Annotated in this window: 17 protein-coding genes; 14 read left to right on the forward strand and 3 right to left on the reverse strand. The window is 61.9% G+C overall.

Annotation, left to right across the window (positions count from 1 at the left end):
- The first annotated feature begins 164 nt into the window (after positions 1 to 164).
- Genes V5B59_RS23080 through V5B59_RS23100 form a run of 5 tightly spaced genes read left to right on the forward strand, consistent with a single transcriptional unit; the run spans position 165 to position 5,970 of the window.
- Positions 165 to 959 (forward strand): ABC transporter permease, encoded by a 795-nt coding sequence (locus V5B59_RS23080; protein WP_332352358.1) that lies wholly within the window; start codon positions 165 to 167, stop codon positions 957 to 959.
- Entirely contained in the window at positions 949 to 2,151 is a 1,203-nt protein-coding gene (locus V5B59_RS23085; protein WP_332352359.1) for an ABC transporter ATP-binding protein, read from the forward strand. Before V5B59_RS23080 ends, V5B59_RS23085 begins: the two co-directional genes overlap by 11 nt.
- Positions 2,148 to 3,137, forward strand: a complete 990-nt coding sequence (locus tag V5B59_RS23090; protein ID WP_332352360.1) for a GNAT family N-acetyltransferase — start codon at positions 2,148 to 2,150, stop codon at positions 3,135 to 3,137. Before V5B59_RS23085 ends, V5B59_RS23090 begins: the two co-directional genes overlap by 4 nt.
- Before the next feature lie 25 nt (positions 3,138 to 3,162).
- Positions 3,163 to 4,869, forward strand: a complete 1,707-nt coding sequence (locus V5B59_RS23095) for a PIG-L family deacetylase (protein WP_332352361.1) — start codon at positions 3,163 to 3,165, stop codon at positions 4,867 to 4,869.
- A gap of 12 nt (positions 4,870 to 4,881) precedes the next feature.
- Positions 4,882 to 5,970, forward strand: coding sequence for an acyltransferase family protein (locus V5B59_RS23100; RefSeq protein WP_332352362.1), 1,089 nt, complete (start codon positions 4,882 to 4,884; stop codon positions 5,968 to 5,970).
- On the opposite strand, the gene V5B59_RS23105 is transcribed toward V5B59_RS23100, so the two are convergent.
- From V5B59_RS23105 to V5B59_RS23115, 3 genes are read right to left on the reverse strand one after another with little or no spacing between them, the layout of a single operon-like run.
- The gene (locus V5B59_RS23105; RefSeq protein ID WP_332352363.1) at positions 5,939 to 7,045 is read right to left on the reverse strand and encodes a glycosyltransferase family 2 protein; all 1,107 of its coding nucleotides are present in this window, start codon (positions 7,043 to 7,045) and stop codon (positions 5,939 to 5,941) included. The genes V5B59_RS23100 and V5B59_RS23105 overlap by 32 nt on opposite strands.
- The gene (locus V5B59_RS23110; protein ID WP_332352364.1) at positions 7,023 to 8,171 is read right to left on the reverse strand and encodes a class I SAM-dependent methyltransferase; all 1,149 of its coding nucleotides are present in this window, start codon (positions 8,169 to 8,171) and stop codon (positions 7,023 to 7,025) included. Before V5B59_RS23110 ends, V5B59_RS23105 begins: the two co-directional genes overlap by 23 nt.
- Before the next feature lie 4 nt (positions 8,172 to 8,175).
- Positions 8,176 to 8,991, reverse strand: coding sequence for a hypothetical protein (locus V5B59_RS23115; protein ID WP_332352365.1), 816 nt, complete (start codon positions 8,989 to 8,991; stop codon positions 8,176 to 8,178).
- A 173-nt stretch (positions 8,992 to 9,164) separates the two neighbouring features.
- On the opposite strand from V5B59_RS23115, the gene V5B59_RS23120 reads away from it, so the two are divergent.
- From V5B59_RS23120 to V5B59_RS23160, 9 genes are all read left to right on the forward strand, one after another.
- Positions 9,165 to 12,029, forward strand: a complete 2,865-nt coding sequence (locus V5B59_RS23120; protein ID WP_332352366.1) for a glycosyltransferase — start codon at positions 9,165 to 9,167, stop codon at positions 12,027 to 12,029.
- A 38-nt stretch (positions 12,030 to 12,067) separates the two neighbouring features.
- Positions 12,068 to 12,268 carry a hypothetical protein gene (locus tag V5B59_RS23125; RefSeq protein ID WP_332352367.1) on the forward strand — a complete coding sequence of 67 codons (201 nt, stop codon included), beginning with the start codon at positions 12,068 to 12,070 and terminating at the stop codon, positions 12,266 to 12,268.
- 943 nt (positions 12,269 to 13,211) lie between these two features.
- Positions 13,212 to 13,397, forward strand: a complete 186-nt coding sequence (locus V5B59_RS23130; RefSeq protein WP_332352368.1) for a prepilin-type N-terminal cleavage/methylation domain-containing protein — start codon at positions 13,212 to 13,214, stop codon at positions 13,395 to 13,397.
- 465 nt (positions 13,398 to 13,862) lie between these two features.
- A complete protein-coding gene (locus tag V5B59_RS23135) occupies positions 13,863 to 14,045 on the forward strand; it encodes a prepilin-type N-terminal cleavage/methylation domain-containing protein (protein WP_046536458.1) in 183 nt (60 codons plus the stop codon).
- Positions 14,046 to 14,071: 26 nt separating this feature from the next.
- Positions 14,072 to 14,419 (forward strand): hypothetical protein, encoded by a 348-nt coding sequence (locus V5B59_RS23140; protein ID WP_332352369.1) that lies wholly within the window; start codon positions 14,072 to 14,074, stop codon positions 14,417 to 14,419.
- Between the two features lie 49 nt (positions 14,420 to 14,468).
- A complete protein-coding gene (locus V5B59_RS23145; protein ID WP_332352370.1) occupies positions 14,469 to 15,287 on the forward strand; it encodes a hypothetical protein in 819 nt (272 codons plus the stop codon).
- A complete protein-coding gene (locus tag V5B59_RS23150; protein ID WP_332352371.1) occupies positions 15,287 to 16,126 on the forward strand; it encodes a hypothetical protein in 840 nt (279 codons plus the stop codon). Before V5B59_RS23145 ends, V5B59_RS23150 begins: the two co-directional genes overlap by 1 nt.
- Positions 16,123 to 17,019 carry an ABC transporter ATP-binding protein gene (locus V5B59_RS23155; protein WP_332352372.1) on the forward strand — a complete coding sequence of 299 codons (897 nt, stop codon included), beginning with the start codon at positions 16,123 to 16,125 and terminating at the stop codon, positions 17,017 to 17,019. Before V5B59_RS23150 ends, V5B59_RS23155 begins: the two co-directional genes overlap by 4 nt.
- Complete coding sequence (locus V5B59_RS23160) at positions 17,016 to 18,953, forward strand: tetratricopeptide repeat protein (RefSeq protein ID WP_332352373.1); 1,938 nt, start codon at positions 17,016 to 17,018, stop codon at positions 18,951 to 18,953. The genes V5B59_RS23155 and V5B59_RS23160 overlap by 4 nt, the downstream gene beginning before the upstream one ends.
- The last annotated feature ends 121 nt before the right edge of the window (positions 18,954 to 19,074 follow it).

Raw genomic sequence — 19,074 nt, forward strand, 5'->3', positions numbered from 1 at the left:
TCGGGCCGACCGGAGCCGGGGTTGATGGCGTCAGCGTTTTTCGACGCGCCTCACGCGATCAATGTCCACTTGCGACTGGTGCGATATAATCCGGCCCTTCGATGCTGAAGAGACCGCCGATGGCCCGCGCCTGAGTCGGCCAAAATTCCCTGATGACACAGAAATTGACCGAGTATTTCTGGCCCGTGCGCCATGTGGATCTGATCCATCAATTCGCGAAGCGCGAAGTTCTTGTTCGTTATCAGGAGTCGGTACTGGGCTCCATTTGGGCTGTAGTAACGCCGTTGCTGTCTCTCCTGGTTTACACGCTGGTTTTTCGGCATGTGTTCAAGGCACAATGGGGAAACGCTGGAGAGTCGGGCCTGGATTTTGCGCTCAATATCTACGCGGGTCTGTCAGTATTCAATTTTTTTTCGGAATGCCTGCTGCGTGCGCCTCGCCTGGTGGCGGAGCAGCCCAATCTTGTCCGGAAGGTGGTGTTTCCGTTGGAAATCCTGCCTTGGGTTCTGGCATTTTCGGCGCTGTTTCACCTCGGCATCGCCCTGGTCATTCTGATCGCCGTGAGCGGCTGGATGCACCATGGCTGGCCAGTAAGCCTGCTTTGTCTACCCTTGGTATGGTTGCCGCTGCTGCCGCTGGTTCTTGGTGTTGGCTGGCTGTTCTCGGCGCTGGGGGTTTTCCTGAAAGACATCAATCAGTTGCTGGGAGTGGTCGTGAGCCTGTTGATGTTTCTCAGCCCGGTATTCTACCCACTCGAATCCTTGCCTGCGTTGTGGCGCCCCTGGATGCATCTGAATCCCCTGGCATTGGTCATGGAAGCCACCCGGGACGTGGTGCTGAATGGTCGCTGGCCGGACTGGTCTTCCCTGACCCTGGTCATGGGCGAAAGCCTGGCCGTGGCGCTGCTGGGGGCCATGTTTTTCCGCGCGGCGCGACATGAGTTCGCTGATGTCCTCTGAACTCATCATTCAGGCGCAGGGAATCGGCAAGCGCTACGCTTTGTTCGAGCGTCCGGCGGATCGTCTGAAACAACTGCTTTTCGGCCGTTTTCGTTCCTACCACCAGGAGTTCTGGGCGTTGCGGGGTGTCGATCTTGCCATCCGGGCGGGGGAAGTGGTGGGTCTGGTGGGCCGTAACGGTGCCGGAAAATCCACCCTGCTACAGATGATCTGCGGTACGCTGGAGCCGACGGAGGGAAGCTTGGCGGTGCGCGGGCGGGTCGCAGCGCTGCTGGAACTGGGCGCCGGTTTCAATCCCAATTTCACTGGCAGGGAAAACGTCTATTTCAACGCCGCCATCCTCGGGCTGAACAGCGACGAAGTGCATAAGCGCATGGACGACATTCTGTCCTTTGCGGACATCGGCGATTTCGTCGACCAACCGGTCAGAACCTATTCCAGCGGGATGTTCGTTCGCCTGGCTTTCGCTGTGGCGACCAGTGTGGATCCGGACATTCTGGTGATAGACGAGGCGCTCTCCGTGGGGGATGGCGCCTTCGCACGCAAGTCCTTCGATCGCATCATGGGCATGAAGGAGGCCGGCAAAACCATCCTGTTCTGCTCGCACTCGATCTACTCGGTGGAGGTGCTGTGCCACCGGGCCTTGTGGATCGAACACGGCCGCTTGCGCATGCAAGGCCCTGCGGCAGAAGTGACCTCGGCCTACGCTGCCAGCCTCGAAAGTCCCGCCGGAGGCGAGGAGACCGGGCGCGCCAGACCCGTGGCTCACGCTGGCGGAGGGCGCATCATTCGGGCCACTGCCTGTGCGGAAGGCGTATGCGGCACCAGGGTCAGCACCGTATCCGGGGTGAGCGAGCTTTCGGTCACCATCGAGTTCGCCATCGACCCGAGCCTGCTTCCTCCCAGTGTGGCGGTCGTCTTCGGTGATGCCGCGCACAGGGTCGTAGCCAGCGCCAGTTCGCATAACGACGGGGTGACGCTGTCGATGGATGCGCAGGGGCATGGCCGCTGCGTGGTGGTCTTCCCGGCCTTGCCGTTGCTCAAGGGGCGCTATTCGATCACTTCCTACCTGTTCTGTGAGAAGGGATTACACATCTATGACCTGGCGGACCAGAGCATCAGCCTCGACGTGACGCAGCAAGGCGTTGAGCAGGGGGTGGTCACCTTGAAGCACGCATGGCTCACGGCATGATGAATTTTGACCAAAGCATGCGCATTGGCGAATTGTCCTTCAGCCGTCGGGATATCGTTCTCGAAGACCAGGCCGACGTATTGGCGCTGCACAACCGGGTGTTCAGCGCGGGCGCCACTCCCGCCTGGTTCCGCTGGAAGTATGGCGATGGCGGTGCGGAGGCGACGGGCCTCTGGGACGAGCATGGCCACCTGGTGGCACTCTGCGGAGGAACGCCACGTACCCTGCTGCACGAAGGAAAAGCCGTGGCCGCGATACAGCTTGGCGATGTCATGGTCGCGCCCGAAGTCCGAGGCCTGTTGACCCGTCGCGGACCGTTCTTTCAGGTCTCCAGTCATTTTTACGAGTCGCGCATCGGCAGCGGTCGACCCTACCGAATCGGCTTCGGTTTTGCCAGCAAGCGTCATGTACGGCTGGCTGTCGCCCTGCGGCTGGCCTGGAATGAGGGGACTCTACAGTCACTGCAGTGGTCTGATCTGGCGGGCAAGCTACCTTGGGGCTGGCGCTGCACGCCCCTCGAACCGGAGCATCTGGAACAGGCTGCGACCGAGGCCTGGCAGCTCATGCAGGAGGGCCTGACTGGTCTGAGCGCCGGCTGCCGGGATGCGGATTACCTGCGACACCGTTTCCTGGATCGGCCCAAATATGTCTATCACCTGTACCGGATTCAGCGCATCTGGTCGCGGCGAACATTCGGTATTCTCGTTCTGCGCATCCAGGGCGAACTCGCTCATTGGCTGGACTGGATCGGACCTCCGGAGGAAATCGGCCTGGCTGCACGTGTTGCGCAAACCCGGGCGGCGGCAGCCGGCGCCCGTACGATGACCCTATGGGCCTCCGCAGCGGTCTGCGAATCCCTGGGAATCTGCTCGCCGGAAGAGTCGACTGTCGCCTGGGTGGGAATCCCCTGCGCTTCCACGCTTCTTGAGGAGGACGGTATCCGGCGGAAATGGTGGTGGATGGGGGGAGACACGGATTTCCTGTGACGACGTGAGGGCAACGGAAAGCGACATGCTGCCTTACCGGGCGCAGCAGTTGATTCCCGCGACCGGGGTGCTGGTGCTCGCACCCCATCCTGACGATGAGGTGTTCGGCTGTGGGGGTGCGCTTGCGGCGCATGTCGCCGCGGGCGTTCCTGTGCGCGTCGTCATCCTCACCAACGGCGCGCTGTTCGGCGACCCGCACACGCGGCTGAACGAAAGCTGTACCGCGGGCCGTTTGCTGGGCTATGGCAAGCCGGAAAGCTGGAATTTCCCGGATCGCGGCCTCGAGTATGGCGAGCCTCTGGTGGCGCGTTTGCTGGCGGCCATCACCGCCAGCGCTGCCGATCTGGTCTATGCGCCGTCACTCCGGGAAATCCATCCGGATCACCGACAACTGGCGATGGCCGCTGCCGAGGCCGTGCGCCGAGTCGGCGGAGCGCTTCGCCTCGCCCAGTATGAGGTGGGCGTCCCACTGCGTCCCAATCTGTTGCTCGACATCACCCCGTTCGCGGATCTCAAGCAACAGGCCATGGCATGTTTCGTTTCCCAACTGCGGCATCAGCGCTATGATGAGCACATCCTGGCGCTGAATCGCTACCGTACCTATACACTGACGGCGGAGGTCCGCTTGGCCGAGGCCTATGCCCTCGTTTCGGCACAAGCACTGCGCGAGAATGCGCTGCTCGATCTGGTTGAGCCGGAATACGTCTTCCAGGCGCGACTGGGATTCCCATGCTCCAGCCAGGACGTGCCACTCGTTTCGGTGGTCATCCGCCGCCCCGCCGGGTCGGACCTGCGCCTGAGCCTGGACAGCCTGGCTTTGCAGACCTACCCGAACATCGAGGTGCTCCTCGTGGATGGTGACCCTGGGCTGCCGGCGCTGCCCGGCAATTGCGGTCGTCATCTCCTGCGCCAGATCAGGACGAACCGTTGCCTGTCTGCAGCCGCGGCTAGCAATGCCGGATTCGACGAGGCCAGTGGTACGTACTGCCTGGTTCTCGATGCGGGCAAGTCGATTCCGCCGGAGCACGCCAGCAGCCTGGTGTTCGCGCTGCGCAAGCAATCGTCCTGCCATGTCGCTTATGCCAGCGCACCGCAACGAGAGGGGCATGCCTGCCAGGCGAGCGGGGAGGGTATCGACTGCGACGCGGTACGCCTCCTGTGCCGACCCGATATCCCTTTGCGGGCCGTACTGTTCGATCTTTGCCTGGTGAACAAGGGCTGTCGCTTCGACGAGTCCCTTGAAGGCGAGCAGGATTGGGATTTTCTGTTGCAGTTGAGCCTTGCCAGCGCATTTCTCCTGGTGGCTTGCGCGGACCCATTCCCGGAAGAACCGGCCAATGCGCGGGAAACTCCTGACCCCACTTCCCTGCTGGCGATGTGCGAACGCTGGAGGACGCGCTGCTCGTCGGCGCAACTCGCGTCGCTGATGCGGCGAGCCTGCGACCCTCCGCAGTTGGCGGTACTGCGCCGCCAGATGGCCGAACTACGGCTGACCATGGAAGAGGAAAGACAGTTCCTCGCCGTGAGGGATCGCGAGTTGCTAGAGTGCCGGAGCACCGTCGAGAGTCTGCGCATCGAACTCGACGAGAGGGACTTGCGGATTGCGGAACTGCGCCTGCAAGTCCAGGAGCACGAACGACAGCGAGCAGAAATGCTCGCCAGCCATAGCTGGAGGATCACCCGTCTGCTGCGCTGCCTGTCCGCCGCCTGGCGGGAATGGCGCAGGAAATAGGCCGGGACAGCATTGACTAACAGTCATGACCGTTTGTTCGGTCAGTTCGATCCTGATCCGCGAGAAGATGCGACCATCGAAGGCGCACGCGGACTGGCGGCCCTGATGGTCCTGGCGGCTCACTATGCACACCTGTTCGCGGCCCAGAGCTGGCTGCTTCGCTTAGCCACCACGGGCGTCGATCTGTTTTTCGTCCTCAGTGGCTTTGTCTTTGCTCCTTACCTGTTGGGCAAACCCTTGCCGCTCCTGCCCCACCTGGTGCGTCGATTCTTCCGGCTGTATCCGCTCTATCTTGCCGCACTGATCGCTTACGTACTGCTGCATGATCCACCCGCCCAGGCCTGGGAGCACTTCCCTGTCCACCTGTTGATGCTCCACTCTCTCTCGAAGGAGACCGCCTTCTACTACAACCCGGCGTTCTGGAGCCTGCCGCCGGAGGTGGAGTTCTACCTGCTCCTGCCACTGCTCGCCATCTTGGGCAGAAAAGGGAGATTTGCCGCGGTGCTGGGGATCTCGCTCGTGGTCCACATGACGCTGGCCCTGTCTCCGGGCAGCGCCGACTTTACCTCCTGGCGCCAGATCGCCGGCGTTCATCTGCCCGGCCTGCTGCCGGAATTCCTGTTGGGTGGGGTGGCTTATGCCATCAGCCAGCGCCGCCTGTCGGTACGCCTGCAGTGCTTGCTGCTTCTCGCCGGAACCAGTTGCCTCGGGCTGGTCGCCTGCGTCTTCAAGGCCTTCGTCGTCGATGCCGAGGCGGGAAGCGTGGTGCCGCCGTGGATCGGCGGCAATATCGGTCTGCTGGCCGCATTGGGCTATGCCCTGGTGCTGGCGGCCCTGTCGAAGCTGCTGGCGCAAGCCAGGGGGCCGGCCACGCCTCTCCTGCTCGTGGCCGGCTCACTGAGTTACGGCATCTATCTCTTCCACAACCTGATGCCGGTCCTGCTGCGCCGGATCTGGCCAAGCCTGGATGGCGCCTGGCTGGCACTTGCCGCCCTTGCCTTCACCCTGGGACTGGCGACGCTGGCTCACTACGTGCTGGAACGGCCCTTGCGGAATTATGGTCGGCAGATCAGCCGCTCCCTGCAGCCCGCTCGAAGCTGAGATAGCGCAGTTTTCCCGGCAAGGCCGGATGCGCAAGTGCCAGCATATAGCGGCCGGGCTCAAGCAACTGCCAATCCTCCAGTGTGAACGATACGGCGCTGGCCGATAGCGGCCGGAAAGCGGCGGGGATCATCATTGGCGATGGGCTCCAGGCGACGATGCGCGCACCATCGAGATGCGCATCGAGTTCGGCCGCGTCGCGGATCGAGGCACCGAGGCAATCCCCCCATTCCTCCCAGCGTAGCGGCTGGCGGAGTCGCTCCAGCAGAGCCAGCTGACGCGTCCAGCGGTGGAATAGCGGGTGGCGCTTGCGGAAATAAATGATCCGGGTTTGCGCCATCAGCGGCGCCTTCAATCCCTTGTGGCGATATGCATGCACTGCCGTGGCAGCGGGGACCACTGCCAGCCGGTATCCGGTCTGTCGCAGACGCCAGGCAAGGTCCGTGTCTTCATAGAACATGAAGTAGTCCGGATCGAACAGGCTTCCCGTCGCCAGGACGGCTTCCCGCCGGAGCAACAGCAATGCGCCGGCCAGGAATGGCGTTTCCACCGGCCGAGGGCTGGCCATCTGCCGCTGCATGCGCGCGAGGTAGAGCCGGAAAGCCGCTCGGCAAAGCCGGGGATACCTGCTGGCCAGCGCCAGGGAGATTTCCGCCAGAGGCGATTGAGGAAAGGCCGGGGGCAGCAGAAAACGATGGTCGCGATCCCAGAAAGTCCTGGGAGAAACCGCAGCCAGCCGGGGATCGGCTCCGAGGGCATCGACAAGGGTCTCCAGATCCCTGGGCGAGAGCAGTGCGTCCGGATTCAGCAGCAGGCAATAGGGCGCGCCCGATTCGGTAAACGCCAGGTTGCACCCCCGGCCAAACCCCAGATTCTTTCCCGGCAGCAACAGCCTTGCCCAGGGCATCTGGCGGATGCCCTGCGCCAGTGTCCCGGCTTCCTCAGGATCATCGCTGTTGTCCACCAGCCAGAGTGTGCCGAAGCGCCACGGCATGAGGGATTGCACGGCTTGCAGCGTGTCCGCGGAAGACCGGTAGTTGACGATGATGACATCAACGTGCCTGGATGAGGACATGGAAGCTATCGGTGCCGAGGCTCTGAAAAGCAACAATCTGCCCGAAACCGGCGGCCTGGTCCAGAAAGGCCTGGAGGTTTGCGGGCAGGGGGGAAAGACAATCCCGCCACCGGGCCACCTGAAAGCCCGCGTCCTCGATCAGTTTCTCGAGGCCCCTGCGCGTGAAGAAACGCAGGTGCCCGACGCAGAGAATGCCCACTGGTTGATAGTCGAATTCTCCCTGCAGCAGATCCTGGACAACCGACCAGTGACCGACGTTGGGCACGGCAAGCAGCACGTGCCCCCCCGGCTTGAGTAGGCTGTGTGCCTTGCGGAGGGCAGCCAGGGGGTCGGCGAGGTGTTCCAGCACGTCCAGGAATGCGATGCAGTCGAAGGTGGTGATGTTCCGCAGTTGCTCGAAGGGCCCGCAATGGACGGTCAATCCCCTCGCCATTGCCCGTTCTCCTGCTGCCGGGTTCAACTCGGCCACGCTGGCCTGGCCGCCGAAGCGCTCGACGAATGCCGCCGCGAATCCCCCTTCACCACCCCCCACATCCAGCAGCGAGTTTGTTCCGGCAGGCAGCAGGTCGAGCATTTCCGCGCGCGTGTTCTGCTGGTAGTCGGACCAGGAATGAATGAATGTTCGCTGCGCCAGCAGGGCACGGGGACCCAGGATCTCCGGGATACGCTCCCAGGTGACGGCCTCGTCCTGGGCGACGACCTGACGCAAAGCTTCAATGGTGATCATGTACAGCCACGGGGCCTGACCGGTATACGCTCCGGCGGCCGGAAGCCTCGAGCGACGGGCGACATGGCGGTCGAAACCGGGGCGGCTGGCATAGTCGACGGCAACCGCTCCGGCGCTTCTCGGATCGGCAGGCAGAGCGCAGGCGACCTGGCCGCCAGGGGTCAGGCCGAGCAGTTCATCGACCAGGTTGTCCGCAACGAGCACGGCCGGGTCGAGAATGACCAGGATCCGATCGGCGTGGCAGAATTTCAGAAAATGGGCCGGCGGGATCGGCCGATTGCCGGCGCCCGCATGCCACCAGCGATCGGCATGAATCCGCCGCCGCAGTTCCCTGTGACCCAGAGCGAACTCCTCGGACAGGCGCAGGGTGCCGCCATCGAACAGCAATACCTCGAACACGGGCCTACTCCTGATGAAGCGCTTGTGGTCCACCGGTGCAGGAAATACCCTTGTTTGGTCCGGACAAGTGGACATCAGGCAGTCTGGCGTCCGGTGCCACGGGAAAATGGGCCTGCACAAAACGCTCCACATCGCCAGGTTCGCTGATGTGGAAACAGGGGGTGGCCAGCGGGAGATGGTGACGCCACTTCGTTTCAAAGATACGGGCATCGGCGATGAGACGATCAGCGAATTCCCTCGTCACCGGGCCGCTCGTCGGCGTATCCGACCAGTGTTCGCAACAGCAATCCACGACAGCCGCTGTCCAGCCCCCTTGCCTGGCAGCAAGTACCAGATCCGTGGCATAGAAATGGTATCGTAGTGCGGGATCGAGGATCAGCCGGCTATCTGTTCGCACCGCCACGAGCACTTCGTCCAGGCTGGCTGCTTCGCACGGCAGTGCTTGCGGCTCCCGGAGAATCCTGCCCCGGTCCAGGACATGTCCGGCCCGTCGGCCCAGCAGGTCGATCCCGTAGACTCCGACGACAGCCAGCTTGGGGATCACCATTTCTGCCTGTGCAAGTGCCGCCAGAAATCGACGATCCCAGCCTTCCGGCAGGAAGACATCCTGATGCACCCAGACCAGCCAGCCTTCGCCGCTGCTGTGGTCCATCTCCTCGTTGAAAGCCCTGGCAGCGGAAGGGCTGTCGAAATGGATCGCCAGCCGGTAGCGCCGCGACTTCAAGCACTCGGATGCCAGCAAACGCTGCTGTAACACCTCCGGATCGGATGCGCACACCACGAAGGCCAGCGGCCGGGGAACCATGGGCATCTTCTGCATTTCGGCCGTCTTCCCGCATCTCTTCAAAGGATCGATTGTACCGCCTCCGTCCGAGCGATGGCGAAAGTACTCAGCAGTGTGCGCTGCGCCGCGAGAAAACCGCGCAGAATGCGCACTACTCGTTAAAATGCGCTCATGCTGGCCATCGCGCCTGCCACCTCAGCATGTCGCACATGAGCCCGTCGCCCGAACAAGAACGCTTTTCCCCTCTGGTTTCCATCCTGATACGCAGCATCCAGCGGATGCCTCTGCTGCAGCAAGCACTGGCGTCGCTTGCCGGGCAAAGTTACTCCCGGATCGAAATTCTGGTCGTGGCGGCGGTGCCCGAGCATCCGGACATGCCAGCAGCCTGCGGCCCGCATCCGCTGCGCCTGCTGCCCACCGACCGACCCCTGCATCGCTGTCGCGCCGCCAACGCGGCGCTTGAAGCGGCAAACGGCGCCTACCTGCTCTTCCTGGACGATGACGACTGGCTCCTTCCCGATCATCTGGAGAAGCTGGCGGCGGCGCTGACCGATTCGCCCGAATTGCTGGCCGCCTATACCGGTGTACAGCCTACCGATGAGGATGGCCAAGCCAAGGGCGCCCCTTTCGATCTGCCTTTCGACGAACTGCGCCTGCTTGCGGGCAACTTGATGCCACTGCACGCGGTACTTTTCAGGCGCCAGGTCATCGATCTGGGTTGCCGTTTCGACGAAAACCTGGATCTGTTCGAGGACTGGGATTTCTGGCTCCAGATTGCCCGTCACTCCCGCTTCGTCCATGTCCCCGGCGTTTCCGCCTGTTATCGCATGCACGCCAGTTCCGGGGTGCATGCGATTGCGCCATCTATCGGCCCGGCCTATGCACGCGTCTATGAAAAGTGGCGGCACCTGTGGAGCGAAGGGCAGATTGCGGGAATCATGGCGCAGGTGTGGAACTACCCCGAGCTGCAAAAACGCATCACCGGGCAAGAAGAGTGCATCACCGGGCAGCAAGAGCGCATCACCAGGCAGGAAGAGCGCATCATCGCGCAGCAAGAACGCATTACCGAGCAGCAACGCCTCATCATTCAACTGGAAGAGCAAATCTCGGCGCTGCAATGGCAAGTCCGGACACAAGGCCAACTGCTCGATGAAAGGCAACAACATATCGAGGCAATCTGGCGGAGCAGCAGTTGGCGAATCACCAGGCCGCTGCGCGGGGTGCGCAAGGCGATCACCTACCTGCCGCTATTGAACCAGGCTGTGCGCAACCCGACGCGTGCCTGGCGATTTCTCCAGCGCGCAGCGTTGCGGACGCGCGACTGGCAGGAGTTGCAGCAAAGACTCGACGGAAAAGTCCGCGCCGGCACCGACTACCACACCTGGATCAGCCGCTTCGAACCCGCTCCCGAATCCTATCCGCGGCTTCGGCAGATCGCCGACTCATGGCAGCAGCCTCCGATCATTTCCGTGCTGATGCCCACCTACAACTCTGATGTGGCCCTGCTCGCAGCGGCCATCGACAGCGTTCTGGGCCAGGTCTATCCGCATTGGCAACTGTGCGTCGCCGACGACGCATCCGACTCACCGGCGGTCAAGGCCTTGCTCGAACGTCATGCCGCGGCGGATCCGCGCATCCATGTGATCTTCCGCCCGGTCAACGGGCACATCTCTGCCGCCAGCAACTCGGCGCTGGCGCTGGCGAGCGGCGACTTCGTCGCTCTTCTCGACCACGACGACCTGTTGCATCCGCTGGCCCTGTGGTTCGTCGCTCAGTGCGCTATCGAGCATCCCGAGGCGGGCTTGATCTACACCGATGAAGACAAGCTTGCAGCCGACGGCCAGCGCTGCGGTCCCTATTTCAAATGTGATTTCAATTACGAACTGTTTCTGGCGCAGAACATGCTCTCTCACCTGGGGTGCTACCGGCGCTCCCTGCTGAACGAGATCGGAGGCTTTCGCGAAGGCTTCGAAGGCTCCCAGGACTACGATCTTGCCTTGCGCAGCATGGAGCGCCTGCGGCCGGATCAGATGCTCCATATTCCGCGCGTGCTCTACCACTGGCGAATCGTTACCGGGAGCACGGCAAGTGACATCGGCGAAAAACCGTACGCACTGACCGCCGCCCAGCGGGCGCTGAGCGAGCATTTGCAGCGTCGAGGGATTGCCGCGGAAGTCATGCCCGCACCGGAGATTCACCTCCACACCAGGGTTCGCTTCCCGGTGCCAACGCCGGCGCCGCTGCTGAGCATCCTCATTCCCACGCGGGACCGGGCAAATCTGCTGCGTCTGTGCATCGAATCCATCCGCATGCGCAGCACGTACGTGCCTTACGAAATCATCGTCATCGACAACGGCAGCGAAGACGCGGACACCCGCCAACTGCTCGATCGCTTGCGCCAGAGCGGCATCGGGGTGCTGCAGGCCGATGGGGAGTGCAACTTTTCACGCTTCAACAACCAGGCGGCGGCGCAGGCGCGGGGCGGCTTGCTCTGCCTGATGCACGACGACATCGAAATCATCACGCCGGGCTGGCTGGAGGAAATGGTTTCCTTCGCCGTGCAGGACGGCGTCGGTGCCGTCGGCGCCCGCTTGTGGAACCCCGGGCAGCGGCTGCAACATGGCGGAGTGATCCTGGGTATCGGCGGCGTCGCCGGAAATTCCTTCCTGAATTTCGAGCGGGGAAATGTCGGCTATTTCGGCAGGGCGGCCTTGCATCAATCCCTGAGTGCGGTCAGCTCGGCCTGCATGGTCGTACGGAAATCTGTTTTCGAGGAAGTAGGCGGATTCGACGAGCGGCTCGCGCTGACATTCCATGACATCGACTTCTGCCTGAGGATTCGGCGGGCGGGTTATCGCAACGTCTGGACGCCTTATGCGGAAATGCTCCATTACGAGTCGGCCAGCCAGAAGCAGGAAACGAGGCCCGAAGCACGCTTTGCCTCGGAAGTGGCGTTCATGCGGGACCGGTGGGCAGACGAACTGGCCGCCGATCCGGCCTACTCGCCCAATCTGACCCTCGAAGCCAATGATTTCAGCCTGGCGTGGCCGCCACGCATTGCTGATCCGTGCTGACTCGGCGTATGGTATCGTTAAAATTCCGGAGATGAACCATGACTACTGTGGAATCCCTTGAACAAGCGATTGAACAACTATCCCCAGCAGAACTTGCCAGTTTCCGTCGCTGGTTTTCCCGATTCGACGCGGATGCTTGGGACGCGCAGATTGAAGCAGATGCCGCCGCTGGAAAGCTGGACGCTCTTGCCGAGGAAGCTCTTGCTGAATACCGTAATGGTCAGGCACGCGAGATTTGAAGCATTTTACGTCGCGCCGCTTCTGGCAATGTTTTGATGCGTTACCCGAGGACATTCAAGAGCTTGCACGTTGTGGCTTTGCTTTGCTCAAGCAAAATCCAGCGCATTCATCGCTTCAATTCAAACCTGTCTGCTCAAGGCGTTTCAGGAGTGTCCGCGTAGGGCTATCGGGCACTCGGCGTACCCGTTCCCGAGGGTGTTCAATGGTTCTGGATCGGAAGGGTGTGAATGAAAGTGTTGCTCGAAGTGCCATGTTCAATGGAGATGCGTTGACATCGGTGATCACCCCTCCCCCTTGTGGGGGAGGGGTTGGGGGAGAGGGGGCCATCGTTGCACACGAATTCGTCAAATCCTTGCGAAAGCACATGGCCAGAGCCGTAAGTCTGCTCTGCTGGCATCTGCGAGGGCATGGATGCCCCCTCTCCCCCAACCCCTCCCCCGCGAGGGGGGAGGGGAGCATATCGGTACCTCCCAACACTTTCATTCACACCCGGATCGGAAGCCATTCGGAGTATGACCAGATGATGGACTAAAGGTCAAGGCGCTACCCCGTGTGTGATTCAATGTGATGCACGAGTTGGATGGCCAAGCCACTTCGTCACTCGTGATGTCTCCGAGGTGGCTTCGGGGAGCGCAGTGGAAGTGGCTTGGAATTCCCAAGTTCAACCCAAGCTACGACTGGCGTGGCCGCCACGCATTGCCGATCCGTGCTGATTCGGCCAGCAGCGGTGCCTTGTTTTTGAGCAGGACCATCCGGCGCTCCGTGATCAGGCTATACTGTCAATTGTCGACAGGCAATTGACGTTTATGGGTAATTGCCGTCCTGACGATGGCCGGGAAGAGTGCTTTGGGAGGGTTCGGATCCTCCGGGCATGGAAACTGCTTGGAGTGAGGCCAGGGGTTGTCCGTCGCATTCAAATTTCATCGTAAAGTTTTGGGTCCCATGAATAGATGGCAAGGCGGTTTTACGCTGATCGAGCTGATGATCGTGGTGGCGATCATCGGGATTCTTGCGGCCATTGCGATTCCCCAGTTCACCGAGTACGTGCAAAAGGGGGAGGACAAAGCCGCACAGGCCGACGCTCGTCACCTCTTGTTGCAGGCCACTGCTGCGAGCTTCAGCCCATAGCCTTGATCTTCAAGTCAACTTTGCATCAGCATCGAGTCCCGTTGTTCTGACTCGCGCAAGCGGGGCCGTGAGGGACTCGGTCAGAACTTGTAGCTCCGGGTGAAGCGATCCATTGCGCACCACGAATTACTTGCCACCTGCGAGTCTCATCTTCGAGTGTGTACTGCTTCCCTTTGCGCAGAAAAAGATTCGCTATGACTCATGTCTTCGGCCAGAACAAGCCAAGCGTATCCGTGGCCATCAGGACTCGTATTTCATCTTTTTATATCATGCGGTAAGATGCTATGGCCAAGTGGAGACACCTCGCCTGACAATTTTCGTCAGACATGTGACGCGAAAAGATCATCCTGAGCGATTGTACAAGCGGGAAAGGACAATTTTGCGTGGCTTCACAGCCTGGCATGGAAAATGCTGGACGTAATCCAACGGGTTGTCCGTTGCACTCACCGGAAGGAGTTCAAGACCATGAAGAAGCTGCAAAAAGGTTTTACCCTGATCGAGTTGATGATCGTCGTGGCGATCATCGGTATTCTTGCCGCAATCGCGATCCCTCAGTTCACCGAGTACACCAAGAAAGGTGAAGACAAGTCTGCACAGTCAGACGCACGCAACCTGCTGACGGCAGCTATCGCCAACTCGACCTTGTAGCCTGACGTTTTATTCGGAGATTTCGTATGAAAAATATCATTTTAGGTTCGGTTCTCGCCGTCGCAGCCGTGACATCTCTGTCTGCCAATGCAGTAACCATTTGTGCTGGAGCTGAGGCAAAAAATGGCGCTTCGGTCGCGACGGGTTCTTTCGTGAAGGTTGGGTTCACGCCCAAGTGCTCGGCGAACGTATTTCTTGATGGAAATGATAAATCGAGCACTGTTTATAATGTGTCGGCAGGTTCAGCAAAAGGGAAGAAGATATTTGCCGGTTCAACTGTTGGTGGTGCCGTTGGCGTGGTTGGGGATTGCACGTCTACCGGATGTACAGCAGGTGATGTCACAACTAAGGTAGACGCGGCTGAAGTTTCCTAAGGCTCGCTTCTCCTGAGAAAGCGGGCGCTCCGCAAGGAGCGCCCCTTTTTTGTGGCCGATCCTCATGTTCGAGTTCACCCTTTCCGGCCTACGTTCCGGCCTGCGCGGAAGAAGCTTCCACGCGGTCTTCCTGCTGGGCGTGCTGCTGATCGGCATTGCCTATCTTTCGGGATTCTTCTCGCCACGGCAGCCGCAGACCGTGGCCCTCGATGTCGGCTTCTCGGGGGTCCGTTTTTCGCTCGTCCTGCTCAACCTGTTCTGGGTTCAGGAACTGGTCGCCCGCGAGATCGACCGGCGGGTCATCCTCTTCTCGCTGGCCTATCCGGTTTCGCGCGGCGCATTCCTGGCCGGGCGTCTGGCGGCCGTGCTGATCCTGTCGGCGCTGGCGGCGACGGCGCTGGGCCTGCTGCTGCTCCTGGCGGTGACGATGGTCGGCGGGGGCTATAGTCAGGAATTTCCACCGGCGCTCGGGCTTCCCTTCTGGTGCACGGTTGCCGGATTGGCGATCGACGCGGCGATGGTGGCGGCCTTCGCCCTGTGCATCGCTGCGCTGTCCACCGTTTCGGTCCTGCCGCTCGCGCTGGGGGCGGCTTTCGCCGTCGCCGGCAAGGCCCTGGGGGCGACCGTCGCCTACCTTTCGCAGGGGGCCGACGGCGACGAGAAATTGTTCGCGAGCTATGATCCGCTGATCCGGCTGATCCAGTGGGTGCTGCCGGATCTCTCCCGCCTCGACTGGCGCGAGTGGTCGATGTATCAGTTGGCGCCGGGCGCCGAGATGGTTTTCTGGTCGGTGACGATGGCCGTTGCGTACATCGTTCTGTTACTGCTCGCCGCCAGCCTGCTGTTCGCGAGGCGAGAGTTTTCCTGATGCGGCGTTTACCGATGGCGATGATCGTGCTCGCCGGCGTCCTGTCGGCATTCGTCTATGCCTGGGCGCAGCAGCGTTTGTCCGGCCTGTCCCGTGCAACGGCTGCCCCCGAGCTGCTGATTTCGCTGCCACGTTTTGCGCAGGTCCTGATGGCCGGGGGCGATCGTTACCTGGCGGCCAATCTGGCGGGATTCCGCGTGCTGGTCGCCGACACCGGCCGGATGGATGCCAGGGATTATGCGGTGCAGGGCAGGCTGCAGCGCGACATCGCCTGGTTCAACCCGGCGCACGAAGACAATTACTACATCGCCGCGGCGATTCTGCCCTGGAACGGCCAACTGGATGCGGCGCAATACGTCCTGCGCCAGGCTTCGGAGGCGCGGACCTTTGACTGGTACCCGTTGTTTCAGTACGGTTTCCTGTTCTATCATTTTCGCAAGGACCCGGCGACCGGCGCGCAGTGGCTGCTCCAGGCCGTCCCGCGCGTCAAGATCCAGCAGGACGAGTGGGCGCTGCAGAATGTCGCTGCCCTGTGGATCGAGAAGGGTTATCAGACCGCCAATGCGGCGGGAATGGTCGAGGCGATGGCCGCAGGCTCTCCGCCGGGGGCTTTCCGCAACTACCTGCAGGTCAGGGCCAGGCGGCTGCGTGATCTGGCGGCACTGCAGAACGCCGTCACGCTTTTTCGCGAGCGTTACGGCAGGGGCGTGGAAAAATTGCAGGACCTGGTGAGCAGCGGCTTGCTCGCCGAGCTTCCCAAAGACCCGCTGGGGTATGGCTTCGGCCTGGACGCTTCGGGCTGGCCGATGTTGAATGCAACGCTTTCGAGTACCCAATGATGCTGCCCGCGATTGCCATCGATGATCTGGAAAAAAAATATCCGAGAAAGTGGCGATCGGCGCCGGTGGTCGCGCTCGGCGGCGTGTCGCTGACCGTCGAGCCGGGCGAGGCCTTTGGTTTCATCGGGGCCAATGGCGCCGGCAAGACGACGGCGATCAAGATCCTGATGGGGCTGATCCGGGCGACGCGCGGAAGCGCGCGCATCTTCGGGACTTCCGTTGCGCAGCCGGAGGCTCGCCGGGGCCTGGGCTATGTTCCCGAGAACCCCTATCTCTACGACTATCTGACGCCACTCGAAATCCTCTCGATGGGCATGCGGCTGCATCGGGTGCAGGTCAGCGCGCCGCAAAGCCACTGCCTGAACTGGCTCGACCGCCTGGGTCTGGCGCAGGTGGCGGGCAAGGCGATTCGTTCCTTTTCCAAGGGGATGACGCAGCGGGTGGCGATCGCCCAGGCGCTGTGCATCCATCCGCGGCTGTTGATTCTCGACGAGCCGCTGTCGGGTCTCGACCCGATCGGCCGCCGCGACGTGGTGGATATCCTCACCGAGTACAAGCGCGGCGGCGGAACCCTCTTTCTGACCTCGCATGTCCTGCACGACGTCGAACGGCTGGCCGATCGCTTCGGCCTGATCCACCAGGGGGTCCTGCGCGCGGTCCGGTCGCCGGCCGAACTCACCGGGGACCAGGAGATGGTCCTGGTGCGCACCTTCGGCCAGACGCCGGTGGCCGGGATGCGTGAGGATTTTTCCGGGCGCTGGATCGGCGAAGTGCCGCGCGCAGATCTCTGGGAACGCCTCGAAGCCTTGCGGAATGCCGGGCATGTGGTCCTGGAACTGCGTCCTAGCCTGTCCCTGGAAGTGGCTTTCATGCGTGCGGTCGGACAGCAATGAAGGGTTCCCGGAAGAAATCACCGCCAGTCGGTGGCAGACGTACGCCGCTGGACCCGGCGTGCCTGGCGCTGATGCGCCTGGTCGAAGCGGCCAGGTATCCGGAAGTGGAAGCGGCGGCACGCCGCATCCTCGACGGCCGCCCGAGTCATCCACTGGCCTTGAAGGCGCTGGGCTTTGCCCTGATCGGGCAGGGACTTTTCGAGGAAGCCTGGCCGATCGTCCGTTTTTCTCTCGATCGCAATCCCGATGACCCGGAAGCGCACAACAATCTCGGCATCGTCCTCTCCGCGCTGATGCGCTGGGACGAATCGATCCAGTGCTTCGCCCGCTCGCTCGAAATCAAGCCCCGCGACCCTGAAGTCCTCAAGAACTACGGCGTCGCCCTGTCGAGGATGCGCAAGTGGGACGAAGCCGTCCCGTATTTCCTCAAGGCCATCGAGTACCACCCTGGGGACTATGTGGAGGCGATCGAGCAGCTTGCCGGCGCCTTGCTCAACAGCAATCGCAATGATGAAGCCTGGACCTGTTTCAACGAACTATGGAAAAACGACCAGAGCAACGCCGCCATTCTGTCCCAACTCCTTTCCGCCAGCCTCAAGAGATGCGACTGGGACGAACTGGAAGCCCGGCTGCTCACGCTCCGCTCCTTGACTGCAGACTATCGCTTACCGACGTGCAACCCCTTTGTCGTCTTGTCGTTCCCCAACGTCAGTGCCGAAGAACAGCGCAGGGTCGCCGAAAATTTCGCTCGCCACAACCTCCCGGCGAGCGTGCTCGATGCCCCGGAACATCGCTTGTCCGTGAGCCGGGGCGGGCCGGGCTCGCGACTGCGGATCGGCTATCTGTCCGCCGATTACAAGACGCATCCGGTCGGGCAGATCATGCCGCAGGTCATCGAGCTGCACGATCGATCGAAGGTCGAGGTGTTCGGGTATTCGATCGGTATCGATGATCACAGCGAGATCCGGACGCGCCTGAGCGCGGCCTTCGATCATTTCGTCGATTTGCGGGACTGCAGCGTGATCGAGACCGCACAGCGCGTCCGTGCAGATGAGATCGACATCCTGATCGATCTCAATGGCTGGACTGCCGACGGACGCCTCGAGGCGCTGGCGCTTCGCGGTGCGCCGGTGCAGGTCACCTGGCTGGGTTATGCCGGCACCACCGGGCACCCGAAACTGGCCGACTATCTGCTCGGCGATCCGGTGGTGACGCCCTTGCAGCACGCGCATTGCTACACCGAGACGCTCGCCCATCTGCCGAACTGCTATCTGCCGGCGGACACCTCGATCGCCCTGAATCCGCCGCCGTCACGGCGTGCCGCCGGGTTGCCGGACGAGGGTTTTGTTTTCTGTTCGTTCAACAACAGCTACAAGTTCAACCCGCAGGTCTTCGACCTCTGGTGCCGGCTCCTGTCGGACACGGGGGAGAGCTGCCTGTGGTTGAGCCAGCCGGGAGGCCCGGCGCAGGACCGCCTGCGCAAGGAAATTGCAGTTCGCGGCATCGACCCGGCGAGGCTGATCTTTGCACCGCGAGTCGAGGCTCGGGCGGACCATCTGTCGCGCCTGCAGCTGGCCGATCTGGCGCTCGATCCGTTTCCGTACAATTCGCATTCGACGGGGCTCGATGTCCTGTGGGCGGGGGTCCCGATGGTCGCACTGCTCGGGGACACTTTTCCTGGACGAGTGGGGGCCAGTCTGCTGCGCGCCGCCGGCCTCGAAGAGTTGATCGCTGGCTCAAGTGACGAGTATTACCAGCTTGCCCGGTCTCTGGTTCTCGACCCGCAGCGCCTGCGTGAGCTGCGTGCGAGGTGGTGTGCAAGCAGAAGCCATAGCCCGCTCTTCGACATGCCACGCTTCGTCAGCTCGCTGGAAGAAGTGTATTTCCGGATGTGGGACCATCATTTGCAGGGCTCCAGGACAGCCGTGGCCTGATCGCAGGCGGCGCTCTGGCCGAGCGATCCAGTAAGGGCAGTGACAAACAGCGTTCGCCCTGAACTGGTCGGAGGCTCCTGTTCCCCGGCATGTTCGATGCCGATATGTCGTGAATCTGCAG

It is taken from the genome of Candidatus Accumulibacter contiguus, assembly GCF_036625285.1.
Taxonomy (GTDB): domain Bacteria; phylum Pseudomonadota; class Gammaproteobacteria; order Burkholderiales; family Rhodocyclaceae; genus Accumulibacter; species Accumulibacter contiguus.

Excerpts from the sequence above, each read along its gene's own strand:
- V5B59_RS23085 (WP_332352359.1), top strand. The coding sequence starts at position 949 with ATGTCCTCTGAACTCATCATTCAGGCGCAGGGAATCGGCAAGCGCTAC.
- V5B59_RS23090 (WP_332352360.1), top strand. The coding sequence starts at position 2,148 with ATGATGAATTTTGACCAAAGCATGCGCATTGGCGAATTGTCCTTCAGC.
- V5B59_RS23095 (WP_332352361.1), top strand. The coding sequence starts at position 3,163 with ATGCTGCCTTACCGGGCGCAGCAGTTGATTCCCGCGACCGGGGTGCTG.
- V5B59_RS23105 (WP_332352363.1), bottom strand. The coding sequence starts at position 7,045 with ATGTCCTCATCCAGGCACGTTGATGTCATCATCGTCAACTACCGGTCT.
- V5B59_RS23115 (WP_332352365.1), bottom strand. The coding sequence starts at position 8,991 with ATGCAGAAGATGCCCATGGTTCCCCGGCCGCTGGCCTTCGTGGTGTGC.
- V5B59_RS23120 (WP_332352366.1), top strand. The coding sequence starts at position 9,165 with ATGAGCCCGTCGCCCGAACAAGAACGCTTTTCCCCTCTGGTTTCCATC.
- V5B59_RS23125 (WP_332352367.1), top strand. The coding sequence starts at position 12,068 with ATGACTACTGTGGAATCCCTTGAACAAGCGATTGAACAACTATCCCCA.
- V5B59_RS23130 (WP_332352368.1), top strand. The coding sequence starts at position 13,212 with ATGAATAGATGGCAAGGCGGTTTTACGCTGATCGAGCTGATGATCGTG.
- V5B59_RS23135 (WP_046536458.1), top strand. The coding sequence starts at position 13,863 with ATGAAGAAGCTGCAAAAAGGTTTTACCCTGATCGAGTTGATGATCGTC.
- V5B59_RS23140 (WP_332352369.1), top strand. The coding sequence starts at position 14,072 with ATGAAAAATATCATTTTAGGTTCGGTTCTCGCCGTCGCAGCCGTGACA.
- V5B59_RS23150 (WP_332352371.1), top strand. The coding sequence starts at position 15,287 with ATGCGGCGTTTACCGATGGCGATGATCGTGCTCGCCGGCGTCCTGTCG.
- V5B59_RS23155 (WP_332352372.1), top strand. The coding sequence starts at position 16,123 with ATGATGCTGCCCGCGATTGCCATCGATGATCTGGAAAAAAAATATCCG.
- V5B59_RS23160 (WP_332352373.1), top strand. The coding sequence starts at position 17,016 with ATGAAGGGTTCCCGGAAGAAATCACCGCCAGTCGGTGGCAGACGTACG.